Source organism: Paenibacillus sp. EZ-K15, assembly GCF_002573715.1.
GTDB lineage: Bacteria > Bacillota > Bacilli > Paenibacillales > Paenibacillaceae > Paenibacillus_AQ.
This window is the reverse complement of sequence record NZ_PDHM01000021.1, coordinates 209,975-229,290: the sequence shown is the minus strand read 5'-3', so window position 1 is coordinate 229,290 and position 19,316 is coordinate 209,975. Positions and strand designations below refer to the sequence as shown.

Annotated in this window: 18 protein-coding genes; 16 read left to right on the top strand and 2 right to left on the bottom strand. The window is 50.1% G+C overall.

Translation table 11 applies throughout. The features are described 5' to 3' along the window. The first annotated feature begins 1 nt into the window (after window position 1). Window positions 2-394, top strand: coding sequence for an FxsA family protein (locus CRG97_RS25080; protein ID WP_098748409.1), 393 nt, complete (start codon window positions 2-4; stop codon window positions 392-394). Between the two features lie 161 nt (window positions 395-555). Here the strand turns inward: CRG97_RS25080 and ytvI are convergent, their stop codons facing one another. Further along, window positions 556-1,674, bottom strand: a complete 1,119-nt coding sequence (ytvI, locus tag CRG97_RS25075; RefSeq protein WP_098748408.1) for a sporulation integral membrane protein YtvI — start codon at window positions 1,672-1,674, stop codon at window positions 556-558. A 376-nt stretch (window positions 1,675-2,050) separates the two neighbouring features. Here ytvI and citZ point away from each other — a divergent pair, with 376 nt between their 5' ends. The 5 genes from citZ to CRG97_RS25050 all read left to right on the top strand — a co-directional run bounded on the left by citZ (window position 2,051) and on the right by CRG97_RS25050 (window position 7,290). Continuing rightward, on the top strand, window positions 2,051-3,163 hold the full coding sequence (gene citZ / locus CRG97_RS25070) for a citrate synthase (protein WP_076324330.1): 1,113 nt from the start codon (window positions 2,051-2,053) through the stop codon (window positions 3,161-3,163). 143 nt (window positions 3,164-3,306) lie between these two features. Continuing rightward, complete coding sequence (gene icd / locus CRG97_RS25065) at window positions 3,307-4,599, top strand: NADP-dependent isocitrate dehydrogenase (RefSeq protein WP_098748407.1); 1,293 nt, start codon at window positions 3,307-3,309, stop codon at window positions 4,597-4,599. 14 nt (window positions 4,600-4,613) lie between these two features. Further along, complete coding sequence (gene mdh, locus CRG97_RS25060) at window positions 4,614-5,555, top strand: malate dehydrogenase (RefSeq protein WP_076324328.1); 942 nt, start codon at window positions 4,614-4,616, stop codon at window positions 5,553-5,555. A 152-nt stretch (window positions 5,556-5,707) separates the two neighbouring features. Further along, window positions 5,708-6,133: a hypothetical protein gene (locus tag CRG97_RS25055; protein ID WP_076324327.1), complete on the top strand. Its 426-nt coding sequence runs from the start codon at window positions 5,708-5,710 to the stop codon at window positions 6,131-6,133. Between the two features lie 290 nt (window positions 6,134-6,423). Further along, the gene (locus CRG97_RS25050; RefSeq protein WP_076324326.1) at window positions 6,424-7,290 is read left to right on the top strand and encodes an SDR family oxidoreductase; all 867 of its coding nucleotides are present in this window, start codon (window positions 6,424-6,426) and stop codon (window positions 7,288-7,290) included. A gap of 130 nt (window positions 7,291-7,420) precedes the next feature. Here CRG97_RS25050 and CRG97_RS25045 read toward each other — a convergent pair whose 3' ends face one another. After that, window positions 7,421-7,792 (bottom strand): hypothetical protein, encoded by a 372-nt coding sequence (locus CRG97_RS25045; protein WP_098748406.1) that lies wholly within the window; start codon window positions 7,790-7,792, stop codon window positions 7,421-7,423. 218 nt (window positions 7,793-8,010) lie between these two features. Between CRG97_RS25045 and CRG97_RS25040 the strand changes: the two genes are divergently transcribed. From CRG97_RS25040 to phoU, 10 genes are all read left to right on the top strand, one after another. Continuing rightward, complete coding sequence (locus CRG97_RS25040) at window positions 8,011-9,567, top strand: fumarate hydratase (RefSeq protein ID WP_098748405.1); 1,557 nt, start codon at window positions 8,011-8,013, stop codon at window positions 9,565-9,567. 163 nt (window positions 9,568-9,730) lie between these two features. Continuing rightward, window positions 9,731-10,702: a bile acid:sodium symporter family protein gene (locus tag CRG97_RS25035; protein ID WP_098748404.1), complete on the top strand. Its 972-nt coding sequence runs from the start codon at window positions 9,731-9,733 to the stop codon at window positions 10,700-10,702. Between the two features lie 25 nt (window positions 10,703-10,727). Further along, entirely contained in the window at window positions 10,728-12,542 is a 1,815-nt protein-coding gene (gene pnpS, locus CRG97_RS25030) for a two-component system histidine kinase PnpS (RefSeq protein ID WP_098748403.1), read from the top strand. Window positions 12,543-12,612: 70 nt separating this feature from the next. Continuing rightward, complete coding sequence (locus tag CRG97_RS25025) at window positions 12,613-13,344, top strand: response regulator transcription factor (protein ID WP_076324321.1); 732 nt, start codon at window positions 12,613-12,615, stop codon at window positions 13,342-13,344. 176 nt (window positions 13,345-13,520) lie between these two features. After that, on the top strand, window positions 13,521-14,711 hold the full coding sequence (locus tag CRG97_RS25020) for a methyl-accepting chemotaxis protein (RefSeq protein WP_098748402.1): 1,191 nt from the start codon (window positions 13,521-13,523) through the stop codon (window positions 14,709-14,711). Window positions 14,712-14,832: 121 nt separating this feature from the next. Continuing rightward, complete coding sequence (locus tag CRG97_RS25015) at window positions 14,833-15,834, top strand: PstS family phosphate ABC transporter substrate-binding protein (protein WP_098748401.1); 1,002 nt, start codon at window positions 14,833-14,835, stop codon at window positions 15,832-15,834. Between the two features lie 98 nt (window positions 15,835-15,932). Further along, a complete protein-coding gene (pstC, locus tag CRG97_RS25010) occupies window positions 15,933-16,826 on the top strand; it encodes a phosphate ABC transporter permease subunit PstC (protein WP_481856223.1) in 894 nt (297 codons plus the stop codon). Next, window positions 16,827-17,702: a phosphate ABC transporter permease PstA gene (pstA, locus tag CRG97_RS25005; protein WP_076324317.1), complete on the top strand. Its 876-nt coding sequence runs from the start codon at window positions 16,827-16,829 to the stop codon at window positions 17,700-17,702. Window positions 17,703-17,750: 48 nt separating this feature from the next. Then, entirely contained in the window at window positions 17,751-18,506 is a 756-nt protein-coding gene (pstB, locus tag CRG97_RS25000) for a phosphate ABC transporter ATP-binding protein PstB (RefSeq protein WP_098748399.1), read from the top strand. A 49-nt stretch (window positions 18,507-18,555) separates the two neighbouring features. Next, entirely contained in the window at window positions 18,556-19,215 is a 660-nt protein-coding gene (gene phoU, locus CRG97_RS24995; protein WP_076324315.1) for a phosphate signaling complex protein PhoU, read from the top strand. The last annotated feature ends 101 nt before the right edge of the window (window positions 19,216-19,316 follow it).

Below are 19,316 nucleotides of genomic sequence, written 5' to 3'. Positions count from 1 at the left end.
CATGTTCAAATGGTTGCTGGCAGCGATTATCTTCGTGCCTGCTATTGAAATATTCGGCTTCCAGTTTGTTGCGGATCGCGTGGGTGGCATGAATACCTTGCTATTGACACTGCTGACCTCTGCGGTTGGCGTGGCCATGATGAGGTTCGAAGGTCGCAAAGCGATGGAAGATGCCAAGCAGAGAATGAACTCAGGCATGGTTCCGGGTGCTTCCATGGCTGATGGCCTATGTATATTTGCGGGTGGAGTACTACTTATTCTGCCGGGCTTTGTAACTGACATTATCGGATTTACGCTGATATTTCCGTTGACCCGCCCGCTGTATCGGATTTTGCTGTTGAAATGGATGAAGAAAAATATGAAAAACGGCAAGATTACGATCTTTCGCAGGTAATACAAACAGGATCACCCATAAGACCGGCCCCTTCGTGGGCCGGTCTATTTATGCACGGAGTAAGAGAGAGTATCAGGGAGTACCATGAAGTACTTCTATTCAGTCCTGCGATAATCGGATCACTATTGCCCCATCATGAGTCAAACCTGTTCGTCCGACGGCTACCTGAACCTGCCTCCGATAATATAATTCCTTAGGTCCTTGAATACATGGGCCCGGTGAAATGCATCCAGGATGACAAGCGACACAGGACCTACAATCAGTCCCAGAATGCCAAACAGCTTGAGCCCAACGAACATGCCCAGCAGGGCGGCGAGCGGGTCCAGTCCCACACTGCTGGCAAGCACCTTGGGCTCCATGATCTGCCTGACGATCAGGATGATGCTGTACAGGACGGTCAGTCCGATGCCGAGGGTCAGGTCGCCCGACATAAAGGCATACAGCGACCAGGGGATCAGGACGATGCCGACGCCGAGGTATGGGAGAAGATCCACCAAGCCGATCAGAAGTCCGATGGAGAAGGCGGAATCGACCCCGAGCGCATAAAGCGTGATGATGACGATGAGGGCCGTGATGGAGATGAGGATCAGTTGGGCCCTCGCGAATCCGAACAACGCTTTTTTTAGGTCCGAGAAGATATAGATCATGGGTTTGCGAATGACGTCGGGCAGGATGCGGGTAAGCGCGCGATTATGGCGCTCCCAGCTGTTGCTGAGAAAGAATGTTGACAGTAAAACAACAATCAGAATCGTGCCTAAGTTCGGCAGGTAATAAATAATTTGCAAAATTCCGTTAAAAATACTAGTAACTAAATCGGTCACAGCCGTGCCAATCGTTTGTGTCGTGCGGGTAATATTTTGATTGATGGTATCGTGATAATTCGGGTTGTTCTGATAGAACCGGCTAATCTCATTGATGATATTCTGGAAGCTATCATTCTGCATCCAGGCCGTCAGCCATTCCATCCAGGTATCAATATGGAGATTGAAGGACTGGGACAGAATAATCAGTTCCTTGACCAGTCTGGTAACAGCCGCAGTAAGAATCAGCAGAGCCGCTCCGAAATACAGCAGCAGTGACAACGTGACGGCGAGCCACCGCGGCAGCTTCAAACTCCGCTGAAGCAGGTGGACGCAAGGATTCATGGCATAGGCGATGATCCAGGCCAGAAGGAAGGGATAAAGCAGCGGCAGCAGTACATATATCAAATAGGCAATCACGAAGATGGAAGACAGCACCCACACTCCCCGGCCAAAACGCTTGAGCATCAATCGTTCCAAACAATCACACTCCTTTGCAGCACTTCAGGGACGAGCAGAATCGCTCATTCCTATACGTATGCAAGGAGTTTCAATATAAGGATAAAGAGTTGGAAAACGCTTGTCTTCATGATTCGACAATGAGAATTATCACAGGTATAATGGAATTGTAAGTGATTTCAAAAAAATGTTTATGGTGTCGATAAAACAATTTGATGCGGCGAATGTCGCTGCTCTTGTTCACATATCAGACAAAATCCAGTATGATATGAGAAGGTTTATGACTAGGACCATAGCAATTTTTTTCGCGTTTTTCTTTTTTATCCGACTTCATGAAAATGTTTTCATGAATGTCAAAATAGTTCAGTTTATCCCGATCATAAAGGAGAGATGTTGCATGACAGCTACCAAGGGTTTGGAAGGCATTGTAGCTACCACCTCCGCGATTAGTTCGATCGTCGATGGCGTTCTGACTTATCGTGGATATGATATTGACGATCTCGCAGAACATGCAAGTTTTGAAGAGGTAGCCTATCTGCTCTGGTTCGGAAAACTTCCGAATGCCGAAGAGCTTAAGGCCCTTCAACAAGATTTGAGCGACTATGCTGCCATTCCGGATGAGCTTATCCAGCAGATCAAATTGTATCCGAAGGATACCAATACGATGGCTGCGCTTCGCTCGGCTGTATCCGCGCTTGCTCTGTATGACGCCGAAGGCGACGATATGAGCCGTGAAGCGAACGAAAAGAAAGCGGTTAAACTTCAAGCTCAGCTTCCGACGATCATTGCTGCCATCGCCCGTGTTCGTCAGGGTAAAGAGCCGGTGGCTCCGAAAGCCGGCGTCTCCATCTCGGAGAATTTCTTGTATATGCTCAGAGGCGAAGACCCTGATCAGACTTCGATCAAGGCTCTGGACCAGGCACTGGTATTGCATGCGGATCACGAGCTTAACGCATCCACGTTTGCTGCCCGTGTAACCGTAGCCACGCTGTCTGACATATATTCCGGCGTTACTTCCGCCATTGGCGCGCTGAAAGGTCCTCTGCACGGCGGCGCGAATGAAGCCGTCATGAAGATGCTGAACGAAGTCGGTTCGATTGATCGGGCTCAGGCTTACATTCAGGAGAAGCTGGACAACCGTGAAAAAATTATGGGCTTTGGACACCGCGTATACAAAAACGGGGACCCGCGCGCGAAGCATCTGCAAAAAATGTCGCGTGAGCTTGGTGAAATGAAAGGCGACACCACGTTGTACGACATGTCGGTACTGATCGACGAAACGGTTACCAACCAAAAAGGGCTGAAGCCGAACGTTGATTTCTATTCCGCATCGGTCTATACGCAGCTCGGGATTGAGCAGGAATTGTTCACGCCGATTTTTGCCATCAGCCGTGTATCCGGATGGACTGCGCACATTCTTGAGCAGTATGAAGGCAACCGTATCATCCGCCCGCGCGCAGAGTATACAGGTATGACCGACCAAAAATATGTGCCGATAGAACTTCGCTAAGTGGCTGGCAATCATGTACAATAGGCTAGAGAACCGCTCAAACGTGAGTGAATCGCGGGTGGCGGGTTTCTCTGTGCCTATTCTGGTGGAATTTTTGGAATAGTTAGAGACAAGAACCATATTCGAAGGAGGAACTCATACTCATGAAATTGGAAAAATTCGCACTACCAACTGAAGGCGAGAAAATTACGATTGATAACGGAACTCTGCAGGTGCCTAACAACCCTGTCATTCCTTTTATTGAAGGTGACGGTACTGGCCGTGACATTTGGAAAGCTTCCAAGCGCGTTCTTGATGCAGCAGTAGAAAAAGCATACAACGGTTCCAAGAAAATTGCCTGGTATGAAGTATTTGCCGGTGAGAAGGCATACAATACATACGGTGAATGGCTCCCGAACGATACGCTTGAAGCGATTCGCGAGTATATCGTTGCGATTAAAGGACCTCTTACAACGCCAATCGGCGGCGGTATCCGTTCCTTGAACGTTGCCCTTCGCCAAGAGCTGGACCTGTACACTTGCCTGCGCCCTGTTCGTTACTTCGACGGCGTACCATCTCCGGTAAAACGCCCTGAGCTGGTTGACATGGTTATTTTCCGTGAGAACACGGAAGACATCTACGCAGGTATTGAGTATAAAGAAGGCTCCGAAGAAGTGAAGAAAGTGATCAAGTTCCTTCAAGACGAAATGGGAGCCAACAAAATCCGCTTCCCGGAAACGTCCGGTATCGGCATCAAGCCTGTATCCTCCGAAGGTTCCAAGCGTCTTGTACGTGCAGCGGTTGAATACGCAATCAAGCATGGCCGCAAATCGGTGACATTGGTTCACAAAGGCAATATCATGAAATTTACAGAAGGCGCCTTCAAAAACTGGGGTTACGAAGTGGCTGAAGCTGAATTCGGCGATAAAGTGTTCACTTGGGCTCAATACGATATCATCAAGGATAAAGACGGCGTAGATGCAGCTAATGCTGCTCAAAAAGCGGCTGAAGAAGCTGGCAAAATCATCGTTAAAGATGCGATTGCTGACATCGCGCTGCAGCAAGTTCTGACTCGTCCAACCGACTTTGATGTCATTGCGACATTGAACCTGAACGGTGACTACCTGTCTGACGCGCTGGCTGCACAAGTTGGCGGTATCGGTATCGCTCCAGGGGCTAACATCAACTATGTAACTGGACATGCGATTTTCGAAGCGACTCATGGTACAGCTCCGAAATATGCAGACAAAGACGTAGTAAACCCTGGTTCCGTTATCCTCTCCGGCGTAATGCTGCTTGAGCACCTCGGATGGCAGGAAGCGGCTGACCTTATCTACAAAGGTATGGAAACATCGATCAACAACAAAACCGTGACGTATGACTTCGCCCGCCTGATGGAAGGCGCTACCGAAGTGAAATGCTCCCAGTTCGCAGACGAAATTATTAAAAACCTGTAAGGAGGAGATTCATCGTGGCAATTACTCGTAAAAAGATTACGGTAGTAGGTGCTGGCTTTACAGGTGCGACTACCGCCCTGATGCTTGCTCAAAAAGAATTGGGTGATGTGGTGCTGCTGGATATCCCGCAGCTCGAGAACCCAACGAAAGGTAAAGCGCTGGATATGCTCGAAGCAAGTCCCGTTCAAGGATTTGACAGCAACATAGTCGGTACTTCCAACTATGAGGATGCAGCTAATTCCGATATCGTAATCATTACAGCAGGTGTAGCCCGCAAGCCGGGCATGAGCCGCGATGACCTCGTTAATACCAATGCAGGGATCGTGAAATCCGTATGTGAGAACGTGAAGAGTCACGCACCGAACGCCACGGTGATCATCTTGAGCAACCCGGTCGATGCCATGACTTATGTGGCATATAACACGCTCGGATTTCCCAAGAACCGCGTAATCGGCCAATCTGGCGTACTGGATACGGCTCGCTATTGCACTTTCATCGCGCAAGAGCTGAACGTATCGGTTGAGGATGTCCGCGGATTCGTACTTGGCGGCCATGGTGATGACATGGTTCCGCTCGTTCGCTACTCCAGTGTTGGCGGCATTCCGATCGACACGCTGATTCCGGCTGAGCGCATTGAAGCCATTGTGCAGCGTACCCGGGTTGGCGGCGGCGAAATTGTGAACCTGCTGGGTAACGGTAGTGCATACTATGCGCCGGCTGCATCCCTGGTACAAATGACGGAAGCGATTCTGAAGGACAAGAAACGGATCATTCCGATTATTGCTCTGCTGGAGGGCGAGTACGGCTATGACAATCTGTTCATGGGCGTACCGGCAATTCTCGGCGGAGACGGCATCGAGCGAATTTTCGAGCTTGAGCTGACGGCCGAAGAGAAAGCTGCGCTCGATAAGTCTGCGGAATCCGTACGTAATGTAACCGCGGTCGTGACCCTGTAATTGAATCAGGGTTCACAAAATCGTCTAATAATGCAATCCCGTCCCGTGATTCGGGGCGGGATTGCTTTTCTTTGGAGGATCTCTCCAGTATAATAAGAGACGATGAACTTGATGTAACAAAAATCACACTAACGACTTTGGAGGAATTGTTTATGTGGAACGTGACATTTTTTCTGCATATGGTCGGTACGGCGGCGCTAGGATTTTACTTGATTCTGCCGTTTGTTGTTGGCGGTATTCAGAAACTGTCCCTCGGCGCACAAGAAGGAGCCGTTAATACGATTCGTGTAGCGAACCGGTTTGCTCAGTACGGCTTGGTTATTCAGTTGTTGACTGGCGGATACATGATGTCCCAAGGCGAGTATTCGGTTCCTTGGATGATCATTGTAACGGTATTGCTGCTGGCGATGTTTGCTATTGGAGGCATCATGAGCAAGCCATTGAAGAATGCGCTTGCAGGAATCCGCGAGAAGCGTGAAGTGAAGGAAGAAACAAGCAAGTTGGGTACGCTTAGCGCACTCCTCTCCTTGCTGCTCCTGGTTATGATCTTCTTCATGGTATTCAACCATATCATCTAAGAACAGCTACATACGAAAGAGAAGCCGTCCGTTTATTGGGCGGCTTTTTTTGATATTAGAATTCATATAAATTACCGGCGTCCCCCCCGCAAAGGATCTGAATGGACTTCGGAGCAATGCCCCACGATGTGGGGTTATTTTGTTGGGCGCAATGGGCTTCAATTACGTTTGATCCCATTCAATCTGGGTAAAAACAATAGCGAAGGGCTTTTTATGAGTATAAAGAGGCGTGTCGTACGCATCCTATGAGTGGTAGTTTGAGATACTGACCCGAAAGGAGAAATGTTCATATGCCACAAGATCAACAGAAACAAACCTTGCCGCCCCAGCATCAGGATCACAGACCCGGAACGGAATCGGAGATGAGTCCAAAGCCGGAGTTTGAGAGCAGTGCTTACAAAGCAGCCGGTAAGTTGAAGGGAAAGGTTGCGCTGATTACCGGAGGTGACAGCGGTATTGGCCGTGCGGTAGCGGTCCACTATGCCAAGGAAGGTGCGGACGTATCTATTGTGTACCTGAATGAGCATAAGGATGCGGAAGAGACCAAGCGTCAGGTGGAGCAGGAAGGCCGTAAATGCTTGCTGATCGCCGGTGACGTCGGCGACGATGCGTTTTGCCGCGATGCGGTTACCGAAACCGTGGAGAAGCTCGGAAAGCTCGATATTCTCGTTAACAATGCAGCCGAACAGCATCCGCAGAAGAAGATTGAGGATATTACCAAAGAACAATTGGAGCGGACGTTCCGTACGAATATTTTCGGTATGTTCTATCTGACGCAGGCGGCAATGCCGCATCTGTCGAAAGGAAGCTCGATTATTAATACAACCTCCATCACAGCTTACCGGGGAAGTCCGCAGCTGCTGGATTACGCATCAACCAAGGGGGCCATCGTTGCCTTTACACGCTCGTTATCGATGAACGTGGTCGGGCAAGGGATCCGGGTGAATGCCGTTGCGCCGGGACCGATCTGGACGCCGCTGATTCCTTCGACGTTCCCGCCGGATCAGGTAGCCGAGTTTGGGGCGACCCAGCCGATGAAACGTCCGGGTCAACCGGAAGAGCTAGCTCCTGCCTATGTATATCTGGCCTCGACGGACTCCTCCTACGTGAGCGGTCAAGTCATTCACGTAAATGGCGGCGAAGTCATTAACGGTTAAGGTGTTTGTTTCACTTACGTTGTGAAGACATACTCAATGAATAAAATAGAGCGGACATCCGGGGCTCCAGCCCGGATGTCCGCTATTTTATCATGGATGAATTAGGAGAGATTACGGAGCTTACGGAGAATCAGATGGTTCTAAAACCGTTTGGAAGCGTACCGGTATCACGGATCGCCCGGATTTGAGCCAGCGTCAAACGACGGTTGGAGCTGATAATGGATTCCGGCTCTTCGCCACGAATAATATCATCAAGATCGGCGATGTTGGTGTTGCCCCGGAATACTCTGAATCTGCCCCTGAAATTCGTTTCCGAGAACAGGACCAGGGTTGCATTGGGGTTGGTGGAGAAGAATCTCAAGCTTTCAATGTCACCGAAAGCTCTCTCGAGATTGCGGATACCCACGTTTCCACGTACCACAAATCGCCGTCCTCTGTAAAACTCGTTTCTAAACAGGGCAAGTCTTGGAAAGACAACTTGGGAGATTGAGGCTTTCTTCATAGCTATCACCTCCTTTCCTTAACCAATATATGTGAGATTCATAGAATGGTATGGTCGATTAAACGAGTGTATCAACACATTTTCTCTACTCTTTCATTTTTTGAAGTAAACCCTTTCATGTGCGAAATGATATGATATGATAACAATATTGGCAGTTTGTAATGATTCTTATTTTGCTATCATGCCTGGGTTATGAGAGAGAGGAGTTTACCGACGTTATGAAATTATTTGAAGAGAGTATGTATCGACTGATTGTAGAAACCTCCACGAATTTGCCCGGAGATGCGCGAAGAGCAGTCAACCGCGGGCGAGCGTCTGAGGATGCGGCAACGCGAGCGGGGCTGGCACTGGCAACAATCGCTCAAAATATTGAGATGGCCGAGCAAGAAGTATCGCCGATCTGCCAGGATACCGGCATGCCAACATTCATCGTACATACACCGGTGGGTGCGAACCAAATCAAGATGAAGAAGGCGATTTACTCTGCAGTGATTCGCGCCACGAAGGATGGCAAGCTACGTCCTAACTCGGTGGATTCATTGACTGGCGCAAACAGCGGGGATAATCTCGGTCCTGGCACGCCGGTCATCCATTTCGAGCAATGGGAGCAGGATCAGGTGGATGTCCGTCTCATCCTGAAAGGGGGCGGCTGCGAGAACAAAAACATCCAGTACAGTCTTCCCGCAGAGCTTGAAGGATTGGGGAAAGCAGGCCGCGATCTGGACGGGATCCGCAAATGCATCATGCATGCCGTGTATCAAGCTCAAGGCCAGGGCTGCAGCGCTGGATTTATCGGCGTAGGCATCGGGGGCGACCGGACGACCGGTTATGAGCTTGCGAAGCATCAGCTGTTCCGTCATGTGGAAGATGTGAACCCGAACGAAGATTTGGCGAAGCTCGAAGATTACATATTGGAAAATGCAAATAAGCTGGGGATCGGCACGATGGGCTTTGGCGGAGAAGTCACGCTGCTCGGCTGCAAGATCGGTGCGATGAACCGTTTGCCGGCAAGCTTTTTTGTATCGGTTGCTTATAACTGCTGGGCATTCCGCCGTCAGGGCGTATTGATTGAGCCGGAAACCGGCGAGATCACGGACTGGCTGTATGAAGCGGGCAGCGAGGTGAAGATGAACGCAACGAATTCCGAAACGGCTGTGTCCCAAGCCGAAGACTCAAGTCCAAGTGATTCCAAGGGCCGCGAAGTGGTGCTGCAGACACCGATCAGCGAGGAGCAAATTCGTTCCCTGCGCGTTGGGGATGTGGTGGTTATCCGAGGCGAGATGCATACCGGACGGGATGCGCTTCATAAATACCTGATGGATCACGATGCTCCTATCGATCTGAACGGGTCCGTGATTTATCACTGCGGGCCGGTTATGATGCAGGATGAAGATGGATGGCATGTCAAGGCGGCAGGCCCGACAACCAGCATTCGCGAGGAACCGTACCAGGGTGATATTTTGAAAAAATTCGGCATTCGCGCGGTCATCGGAAAAGGCGGTATGGGTTCGAAGACGCTGCAAGCCCTGCAGGAGCATGGCGGCGTGTATTTGAATGCAATCGGCGGGGCCGCTCAGTATTACGCAAGATGCATTAAAAAAGTAAACGGCGTGGATTTCATGGAGTTTGGCATTCCGGAAGCGATGTGGCATCTGGAGGTTGATGGCTTTGCCGCCATCGTCACGATGGATTCACACGGAAACAGCCTGCATGCCGATGTGAGCAAGGATTCGGCAGAGAAGCTGGCCATGTTTAAAGAGCCGGTGTTCTCCTAATCCAGAGCATCTGAAGAAGCATCGATTGGCCATTATGTGCCGGTCGATGTTTTTTTGTTGAGCAGGGGTGGGGGTCCCTTATTTCGAATTTTCGTTGCGGTTTTCGCACACTCCGGTTTATGATGAAAGTCAAATACGTCAATTCAGTCATGGGAGGAAACAGGTGAGAAGTTTTGGACTAGCCTTTGCATCTTGGTTTGAAAAGTACACCTTTCTCTTGATTCCAGGCTCGCTGGTGCTAGGCTGGCTGCTCTCGGATGTGTTGCTGGACTTTGTTCACTGGATTCCTTATCTATTCGGTTATATTACACTGGTTATGGCGCTTGGCTGTGGGATCCGTCATCTGCAAGGGGTTCTAAAACGGCCCTTTGCCGTTATGTTGACGCTCTTTCTCGCCCATGCGGCCGCACCGGTACTTGCCTATGGACTGGGCTCGGCTGTGTTTGGTGCGCACTCGGATTATACGATTGGCTTGCTGCTATTCGCGATCATTCCGCTGGGGATATCCTCCGTGATGTGGGTCGGAAGCTCCGGCGGCAGCGTTCCGTTCATCTTAGCGGTGGTCGTGCTGGATACCATACTCAGTCCGCTGGTCGTCCCGGCTTTGATGGATATGTTTATCGGGGATGCTTTGATTACATGGAATGCGTCTGAGCTGATTCTCGATTTGCTGACCATGGTGGTATTGCCCACTCTGATCGGGGTGATGCTGTATGAAGGTTCCAAAGGACGGATTAAGGACTGGTCGGCTCCCGTAGCCCAGCCGATATCGAAGCTGTTTTTTATGCTCGTGGTTATGCTGAACGCAGCAGCCATCGCTCCGCATGCAGCAGGCATGAAGGAGGAGATGCTGGTGGTCGTCCCGGTTGTCTTCACGCTGATTGTGATCTGTTATTTGCTTGGTTATTTTGGCTCGTATGCGATGCTGGGACCGACACGGGAAATGCAAATTACATTTACTTACGCGTCCGGAATGCGTAATATATCACTCGGGATGGTGCTGGCTACAACTTATTTCTCACCCCAGGCTTCCATCCCGGTGGTGCTGGGCATTATGTTCCAGCAGCCGGCGGCAACTATCATTCATGCTTTATTCCACCGACGACGCACACGGGCGGTAAGTTATCCAAAATGATCACGCGGCAGAAAGAGGAGAGACCATGAGGCAGTATCGCAATCGTTTGACTCTGATTATGCTTACTTTAATTGGGTTATCTATGCTCGCGGCAGGACTGGCTATGGTGACGGTATTCAAGCAGTCCCATGTTCAGCTGCTGGAGGACAATATGGTCCGGGAGATTCGGCTTCTGCAGACCATGATGGAGTTTCCGGATGCGGACAGCGCGGATGCTATCACGTATTATACCAACAGATCCATGCAGCTTGAGGAGCTGTCCGAGTCAAGAGTGACGTTTATATTGAAGGATGGCAAGGTTATCGGGGATTCGGAAAGTGATCCGTTAACTATGGATAACCACGCTTATCGCGAAGAGATGCTTCAGGCGGTAAAAGAAGGCCGCGGGAGTACCATTCGCCGGAGCGATACGCTTGAGCAGGACATGCTGTACGTTGCTCTTCCGGTCAAGGCCGGAGAGAATTTCGACGGATTCGTCAGGTTGTCGGTTAGCCTGAAAGCAGTGGACCAGGGAGTCAGGCAAGGCTGGACCGTCATGGGGATTGGTCTGCTGGTGCTGTTCCTGATTGCTGCCCTGGTGAGTTATCGTGTCGCCAAAGGCTTGACGTCACCGCTAGAGAAAATCACGCGCGTTGCCAGACGGATATCGAGCCTTGAATATGATGCGAGGGTGAAGATTCATCGTAAGGACGAGATCGGTCAATTGGCGCAAGCCATTAACGGAATGGCCGACAGCCTACAGACCCAGCTGCGGACGATACGGGATAATGAAGATTTGCTGCAAAGCGTTCTAAACAATATGACAGGCGGCATTGTCATGGTGAACGGAGCAGGTCAGATTATTCTCGTGAACCGGGCTGCCGAGCGAATGCTCGGCATTAATGCCGAAGTGATAACAGGCAAATCGTACCGTGAGCTCAAGCAGCATTATGAATTGACCAAACTGATGGAGGAAGGTCTGGAGAGCAAGGAAGGCTTCCATGAGGAGCGCAACATTTATTATCCGGTGGAATCGATCATCCGCCTGGATGGAGTTGCGATGATGCAGGAGGAAGAGCAGGAGTCCTACCGAGGCATGCTGTTTCTGCTGCAGGATGTAAGTGATATTCGCAGACTTGAACGCATGCGGAGCGAATTCGTAGCCAACGTGTCTCACGAGCTGAAGACTCCGCTTGCTGCGGTTAAGGGGTTTGCCGAAACGCTGCTTGGCGGCGGGGTTACCGATGAGAAGACATCGCGTTCCTTCCTCCAGATTATCTATGACGAGTCCGAACGGCTGAATCGTCTAATCGGTGACATTCTGGAGCTGTCCAAGATCGAATCCAAGCGGATTCAGATGGATTACTCGCCGATTCATCTGTCGGCGTTCTTTGATACGATATCCGAAATGATGCGCACGGTCGCGGAGAAGAAGCGGATCAGCCTGGAGCTCGACATTCCGGAAGAGCTGTTTATGGAGGGGGACGAGGACAAGCTCCGCCAGATTTTTATGAATCTGCTCTCGAATTCGATCAGTTACACGCAAGAAGGCGGGCGAGTAAAATTAACAGCTCGTGAAAAGCATAGTAATGGGAACGCCGAGGATATTGTAGAATTCATTGTTAAGGATTCCGGGATTGGCATTCCGAAGAAAGATCTTCCCCGCATATTTGAACGATTCTATCGGGTGGATAAAGCGCGTTCGCGCGGATCAGGCGGAACGGGGCTTGGACTATCGATCGTGAAGCATCTGGTGGATCTTCATCACGGAACCATCAAGGTGGAGAGCGAGCTGGGAATCGGCAGCTCCTTCATCATTGAGCTTCCGATATTGCAGGAAACGCAGGAAACAGGGAGTTAACACTCCGTTAACATTCTGTTGATATACTTGCATAAGGAGTCCAATTATCAAGATAAGGGCGGGGGTAACATTGACGCAACGCATGCTGGTTATCGAAGATGAGCCGACACTTTCGCGGCTGTTGTCTTACAATCTGACGCAGGAAGGTTTTCAAGTCGAGGTAGAGGAACACGGTACCGCAGGTTACGAGAAAGCGTCGCATCATGAATATGATCTGATCCTGCTGGATGTCATGCTGCCAGGCATGAACGGCTTTCAGATTTTAGAGAAGCTTCGCAGTAACGGAATTACCACGCCGATCATCATTCTGACCGCGAAGAACGCCGAGGAGGAAGTTGTTCAAGGTTTGAAGATGGGGGCGGATGACTATATTACCAAGCCATTTGGTGTATCTGAGCTGCTGGCCCGCGTATCGGCCGTCATGCGCCGGGTTTCCGGTCACGCCGATGAAGTAAAAACGACGGACAATCAAGGGAACGTCATTTCGCTTGGACAGCTGGAAATCTATCCTGAGAAATACGAGGTCCGGCTTGGTGGTCAGAGCATTAATCTCCGGCCGAAAGAATTTGAGGTGCTGCTCTACCTGGCCAAAAAACCCGGCGTTGTGTTAACGAGGGATGATCTGATGAACGTGGTCTGGGGCTTCGATTATATCGGCGGGCAGCGAACCGTGGACGTTCATGTGAGTTCCCTGCGCAAGAAGCTTGAGCTTGATCCTGAATCTGTACACATTGACTCCATTCGCGGGGTTGGTTATAAACTTGTAGTAAATCCGAAAAAAGGCTCCCATCATTCCGTTTGAAATGATGAGGAGTCTTTTTTTTTGGGTCTTTGGTCAGATCCTGACGTGTCTAATGTCTCATATCCCCGCGATTATCCTTCCGTAGTTTACGCTCCCTTAATCATTCGAGTATATTCCCATAATACTTGTCCGGTAAGATGCGTCTAAAGGACCAGATGAAGAAGGGGTGAAGGCGCATGACACTGCTTCAAACCAAACCAAATCAGACAGAGAGAATGAAGATGGAGGTAGAGCCGGAACTTGATGGACAAGTAGCAAACGAGCCTGAAGCAGGCGCATTATATCGGCAATACATAAGAAGGGTCCCTGTTATAGGAAAGTCTGAATCCTGCCTCGATGTGCTGAATGTTTTTGCGAAGGATCCGCGTATTCCGTGTGTTATTTATTGCGATGAGGCAGATGCACCAGCAGGACTGATCATGCGGGATGTGTTTTACCAGCGAATGATGGGCAGGTTTGCCGTTGACCTGTATTATTCCAAACCAGCCTTCCAGTTTGCGGACCATCAACCGACGCGTGTGGATATATCCGAGAAGGTGGGAACACTGCTGGATTTGTCCTTGCAGCGCCCGGATTCGAAATTTTACGATTGTGTCTTAATCACGGATGCAGGACTACTGCTCGGCGTGCTTACGGTCCGGGATCTGATGAGTCTGTCCAGCGGGCTCCAAGCGGAGGCGGAAGAGAAGCGGGAACTGATCCTGCAGGAAAGCTACCGGCATACCCGGAACATTCAATCCTCTTTAACCGACGTCCGCACGGCAGCAGCGAGAACGAACTCGGAATGTATACGGATGAAGGAGTGGTCTCAAACCGGGAAGGCGAAACTGGATCATGTCCGAACCTCGTATCTTGGCCTTGTGGAGGATATGACGAAGCGTGAAGGCCAGGCCTCCGAGCTCGCTGCCGATGCCAGCCGCATATTTTCTATAACCGGCATGATTACCGAGCTTGCGAACCAAAGCAGTCTGCTGGCAATGAATGCCTCGATTGAAGCCGCGCATGCCGGCGAGCATGGGCGAGGATTTCAAGTGGTTGCGGCAGAGGTACAATCGCTGGCAAAACAAACACGCAAGCTGTCAGGGGATATATCGCAGCTGCTGGAGCAAATCCAGAGGATGGCAGCAGATACAGCCAAGGGCGCTGTGTCATCGCTGAAGGAAATCCAATCCTGCGAGGGGTATGTAACGGAAGGTGCCCAAATGTTTAATGAAATGGACAGCGCCGTTCAAGAGGTTCAGAAGTCCGGTAATCAGGTTTATCAACTGGCCGAGGAAACCGTGAAGCGTGTGGAGCGGGTTAAGGATGAGCTTGCCGGAATGAACACCGGTGAAGCTTCGATCATGGAAGAAAGATCGAAACTATAACCCTACTTTTATTAAAATATTTTACACTGCGTTTACATTTCTCAGAAACTGCTATTACATTCCGGGATTATTATCAATATTGTAAGTAGAGACAACAACCATTTTGAAGGAGTGGATTCGTTTGTTTAGAAGAAGGGGTCGTAAACCAGCAGGTATTCTCGTATTGGTGTTAATGCTGAGCACACTTTTGGCAGCATGCGGAGGAGGAACTTCCGGCGGTGCTTCAGGAGAAAATAAAGAGAATGGTTCAGCACAACAAACAGAGGAAAATACCTCAACAGCTTTGACAGGAACAATTGAAATTGATGGTTCAAGTACACTGCATCCATTAACCGAAGCGGTTGCTGAAGAGTTCGGCGCAGCTAACCCGGATGTCCGCATTCCGATCGGAACAGGCGGAACAGGCGCTGGCTTCAAACGTTTTAACAACAGCGAGATCGCAGTGTCCAATGCTTCCCGTCCGATTAAAGACAGCGAAGCTGAGGAAGCAAAAGCCAATGGCATTACCTATCATGAGGTTCTGGTAGCTTATGACGGACTGTCCGTCGTTGTTAACCCAAGCAATGAATTCGTAGATAAATTGACCGTTGATGAGCTCAAGAAAATTTACGAGCCAAACAGCACCGTAAAAACATGGGCTGACGTTCGTGAAGGATGGCCGGCAGAGGAAATTAAAATCTACTCGCCAGGTACTGACCACGGAACATTCGATTACTTCACAGAAGCGATTAACGGTGAAGCGCAAGCAAGCAGAAATGATAGCCAAATTACGTTCAGTGCCGATACAAACGCAGTCGTTCAAGGGGTAGCTGGTGACAAGAACTCCATCGGATACTTCGGATTCTCCTTCTATGAAGAGAACCAAGACAAGTTGAAGCTGGTTCCGATTGATAACGGTACGGCTACCGTAGCTCCAAGCATGGAAACGATCAAGGATAACAGTTATGCTCCATTGTCCCGTCCGCTGCTGCTCTATGTTAACGATAAAGAGCTTGAGCGACCAGAAGTGAGTGCATTCATGAACTTCTACCTTGATAATGCCGCTAGTCTTGCTGGCGAAGTCGGATTCGTACCGCTTCAAGATGAACAGTACAAAGCAGAAAAAGACAAGTTGGCAAAATAATTAAAGACTAGATGCCCGGAGGGAATCCTCCGGGCAACCCATAGAAAGGGAAGAGGAGAATGAACAAAACTTCACCCGTGGCGGTAAACACAAAAAGCATGACATTCCGTCGAAGCAAAACACGCATCTCAGACAAAATCATTCCAATCTTACTCGGCTTGTGTGCCCTGCTTTCGGTGTTTACTACCATCGGTATTGTATATACGCTTCTGCAGGAATCCGTGATCTTCTTCAAGGAAGTACCGGTATGGTCCTTTCTGACTGGAACGACATGGAGTCCGATTCTCCCTCCAAAAGAATTCGGCGTGCTGCCCCTGCTGGGCGGCACATTGCTGATTACAGGCATTGCGATCCTATTCGCAGTGCCTATCGGCTTGGCATGCGCTATTTATCTCAATGAATACGCTCCTGCCCGGGTTCGGGGGGGTGTAAAGCCAGTGCTTGAGGTATTGGCTGGTGTACCAACGATTGTTTATGGATATTTTGCGCTTGAAACGGTAACGCCATTCCTTCAAAAGATTTTTCCCAACATGGGTATATTCAATGCGCTTAGCGCGGGTATCGTGGTGGGGATCATGGTCCTGCCGATGATTTCATCTTTAAGTGAAGACGCGATGCGCGCGGTACCTAAGAGTCTTCGTCACGGTGCCTACGCGCTCGGTGCTACCCGATTTGAGGTTGCACTGAAAATTGTGCTGCCTGCCGCTCTGTCGGGGGTCGTGTCGTCCTTCGTATTGGCATTCTCGCGCGCGATTGGCGAAACGATGATCGTAACGGTGGCTGCTGGTGCTACGCCGCAGCTGACGTTGAATCCGCTGGAAAGCATCCAGACCATGACTTCTTATATCGTTCAGGTAAGTATGGGTGATGTTCCGCGCGGAACGATTGAATACGGCACGATTTTTGCGGTAGGTCTGACCTTGTTTGTCATCACCTTCTTGCTTAATATATTGGCGCAGTGGGTCGCTCGCCGCTTCAGGGAGGAATACTAGATGGAACAATTGAATCTGGGAGATAGCAAAGGAATCAACCGGAGACGCCGTAGTGACCAGACGCTGCACATTATATTCCTGGCTTGTACCAGTATCGGTATTCTTGCCTTGATGGCTTTGATTGTTACGATTGTGACGGATGGCATTTTCAGACTATCGCCAGATCTGTTCACCAACTATCCGTCACGTATCGCGGATAAAGCAGGACTGAAGTCACCGATTGTCGGCACGATTTACTTGCTTCTGCTCATGGCTCCGCTGTCCTTCATATTAGGCGTTGGCGCAGCGATCTTTCTCGAAGAGTATGCGGGCCGCAGCCGCTGGGTTCGGCTGATTCAGCTGAATATCAGTACGCTTGCAGGGGTTCCTTCTATTATATATGGTATCCTGGGGCTCGCTATTTTCGTACGTGGGATGAATCTAGGCCGCAGTCTGCTCTCCGGGGTATTAACGATGACGCTGCTGGTGCTGCCGATTATTATCGTTGCCGCCCAGGAGGCGCTTCGCGCCGTGCCTAAGAACCGGCGCGATGCTTCTTATGCGCTGGGCGCAACGAAATGGCAAACGGTATCCAGCGCCGTGCTGCCTTCAGCGATTCCAGGAATTATGACCGGGGTTATCCTGGCCTTGTCTCGTGCGATCGGCGAAACCGCACCGCTGATCATGATCGGTGCCTTAACGTACGTGGCCTTCTTGCCGGAAAATCTGCTCGATTCGTTTACTGTCATGCCGATCCAGATCTTTAACTGGATATCAAGACCAAGTGAGGCTTTCCACGAGCTGGCGGCTTCGGGTATTATTCTGTTGCTCATCATGCTGTTCATCATGAACATTATCGCCGTGTGGATCCGGAACAAGTATTCGAAGAACATCTAAGAGACGCTTAAGCAGATCTAATCGTGAAAAAGGAGACATGAATAAGATATGGAATCCATCATACAGATTAAGAAATTAAACCTTTACTATGATACGTACCATGCGCTTAAAAACGTAGATCTGGACATTCCGGAGAAAACGGTAACGGCGTTCATTGGACCGTCGGGCTGCGGTAAATCTACGCTGCTGCGTACGCTGAATCGGATGAATGACATGATTCCTTCCACCCGGATTGAAGGCAGCGTTCAAATCGGCGGGACGGAAATCTACAGCGAGGAAGTCCACGTTGAAGCCCTGCGCAAGCAGGTAGGGATGGTGTTCCAGCAGCCGAATCCGTTTCCTAAATCGATTTATGATAACATCGCCTACGGGCCGCGACTCCACGGTATCCGCAATAAAACAGAGCTTGACCAAATTGTGGAACAGAGCTTGAAGCAAGCCGTGCTGTGGGATGAAGTCAAGGATTATCTCAAGCGGTCCGCGCTGAGCTTGTCCGGGGGCCAACAGCAGCGTCTGTGCATTGCCCGGGCACTTGCCGTACAGCCGGATATCCTGCTTATGGACGAAGCTACTTCCGCGCTGGACCCGATTTCGACCCTGAAAATCGAAGAGCTAGTACAAGAGCTGAAGAGCAAATACACCATCGTTATGGTAACGCACAATATGCATCAGGCCGCCCGCGTATCCGGGCAGACGGTATTTTTCCTGAATGGCGAAGTGGTTGAATCTGCAAGCACCGATACGCTGTTCTCGACGCCGTCGGATGCACGTACCGAGGACTATATCTCGGGTCGATTTGGTTAACCCACACTAATATGATCTTTCTTAAAAGTAGATAGGAGGAACATCACACATGATCCGGAGAATTGAGTTTGATCAGCAGCTTAATGAGCTGAAAACCTTGCTGCAGGATATGGGCAAGCATATGGAGGAGGCGCTGGCGAGCAGTGTAGAGTCTCTCCAGACCTTGGATGCGGAGAAAGCGCAGGCGGTTATCAAGAACGATGTGCAGTTAAACACAATGGAAGAGCAGATCATGGAGATCGGCTCCCGCTTGATCGTAACCCAGCAGCCTGTGGCGAAGGATTTGCGCCGGATATTGGTTGCTTTCCGGATTGCCAGCGATTTGGAGCGGATGGGCGACTTGGCTCGTGATGTCGCTAAAGTCACGATCCGTCTGCAAGGCCAGAAGCTGATCAAGCCCTTAGTGGATCTTCCGCGGATGTCGGATTTGGTTCGTGCGATGGTCTCGGAATCCATCGAATCCTATCTGATGGAAAACACGGATTTGGCTTATAAAATGGCCCAGGATGACGATCAGGTCGATCATTTGTACAGCGTCATTCTGCAGGATCTGTATTCGCATCTGACCTCCGATCCGGATTCGGCCAATCAAGCGATGCTGCTGATCATGGTGGGCCGTTACATTGAACGGATCGCCGACCATGCCACAAACATTGGCGAGAGCACCGTGTACCTCGTAACAGGTCACCGTCCCGACCTCAATCAATAGCATCATGACAGTCTAACGCTGGCGAAAGCTGGCGTTTTTTTGCGAGAATTTAGAAAACTCCAGCGAAGCGGAAGCAATTCTTTAATCGCATTTATATATTT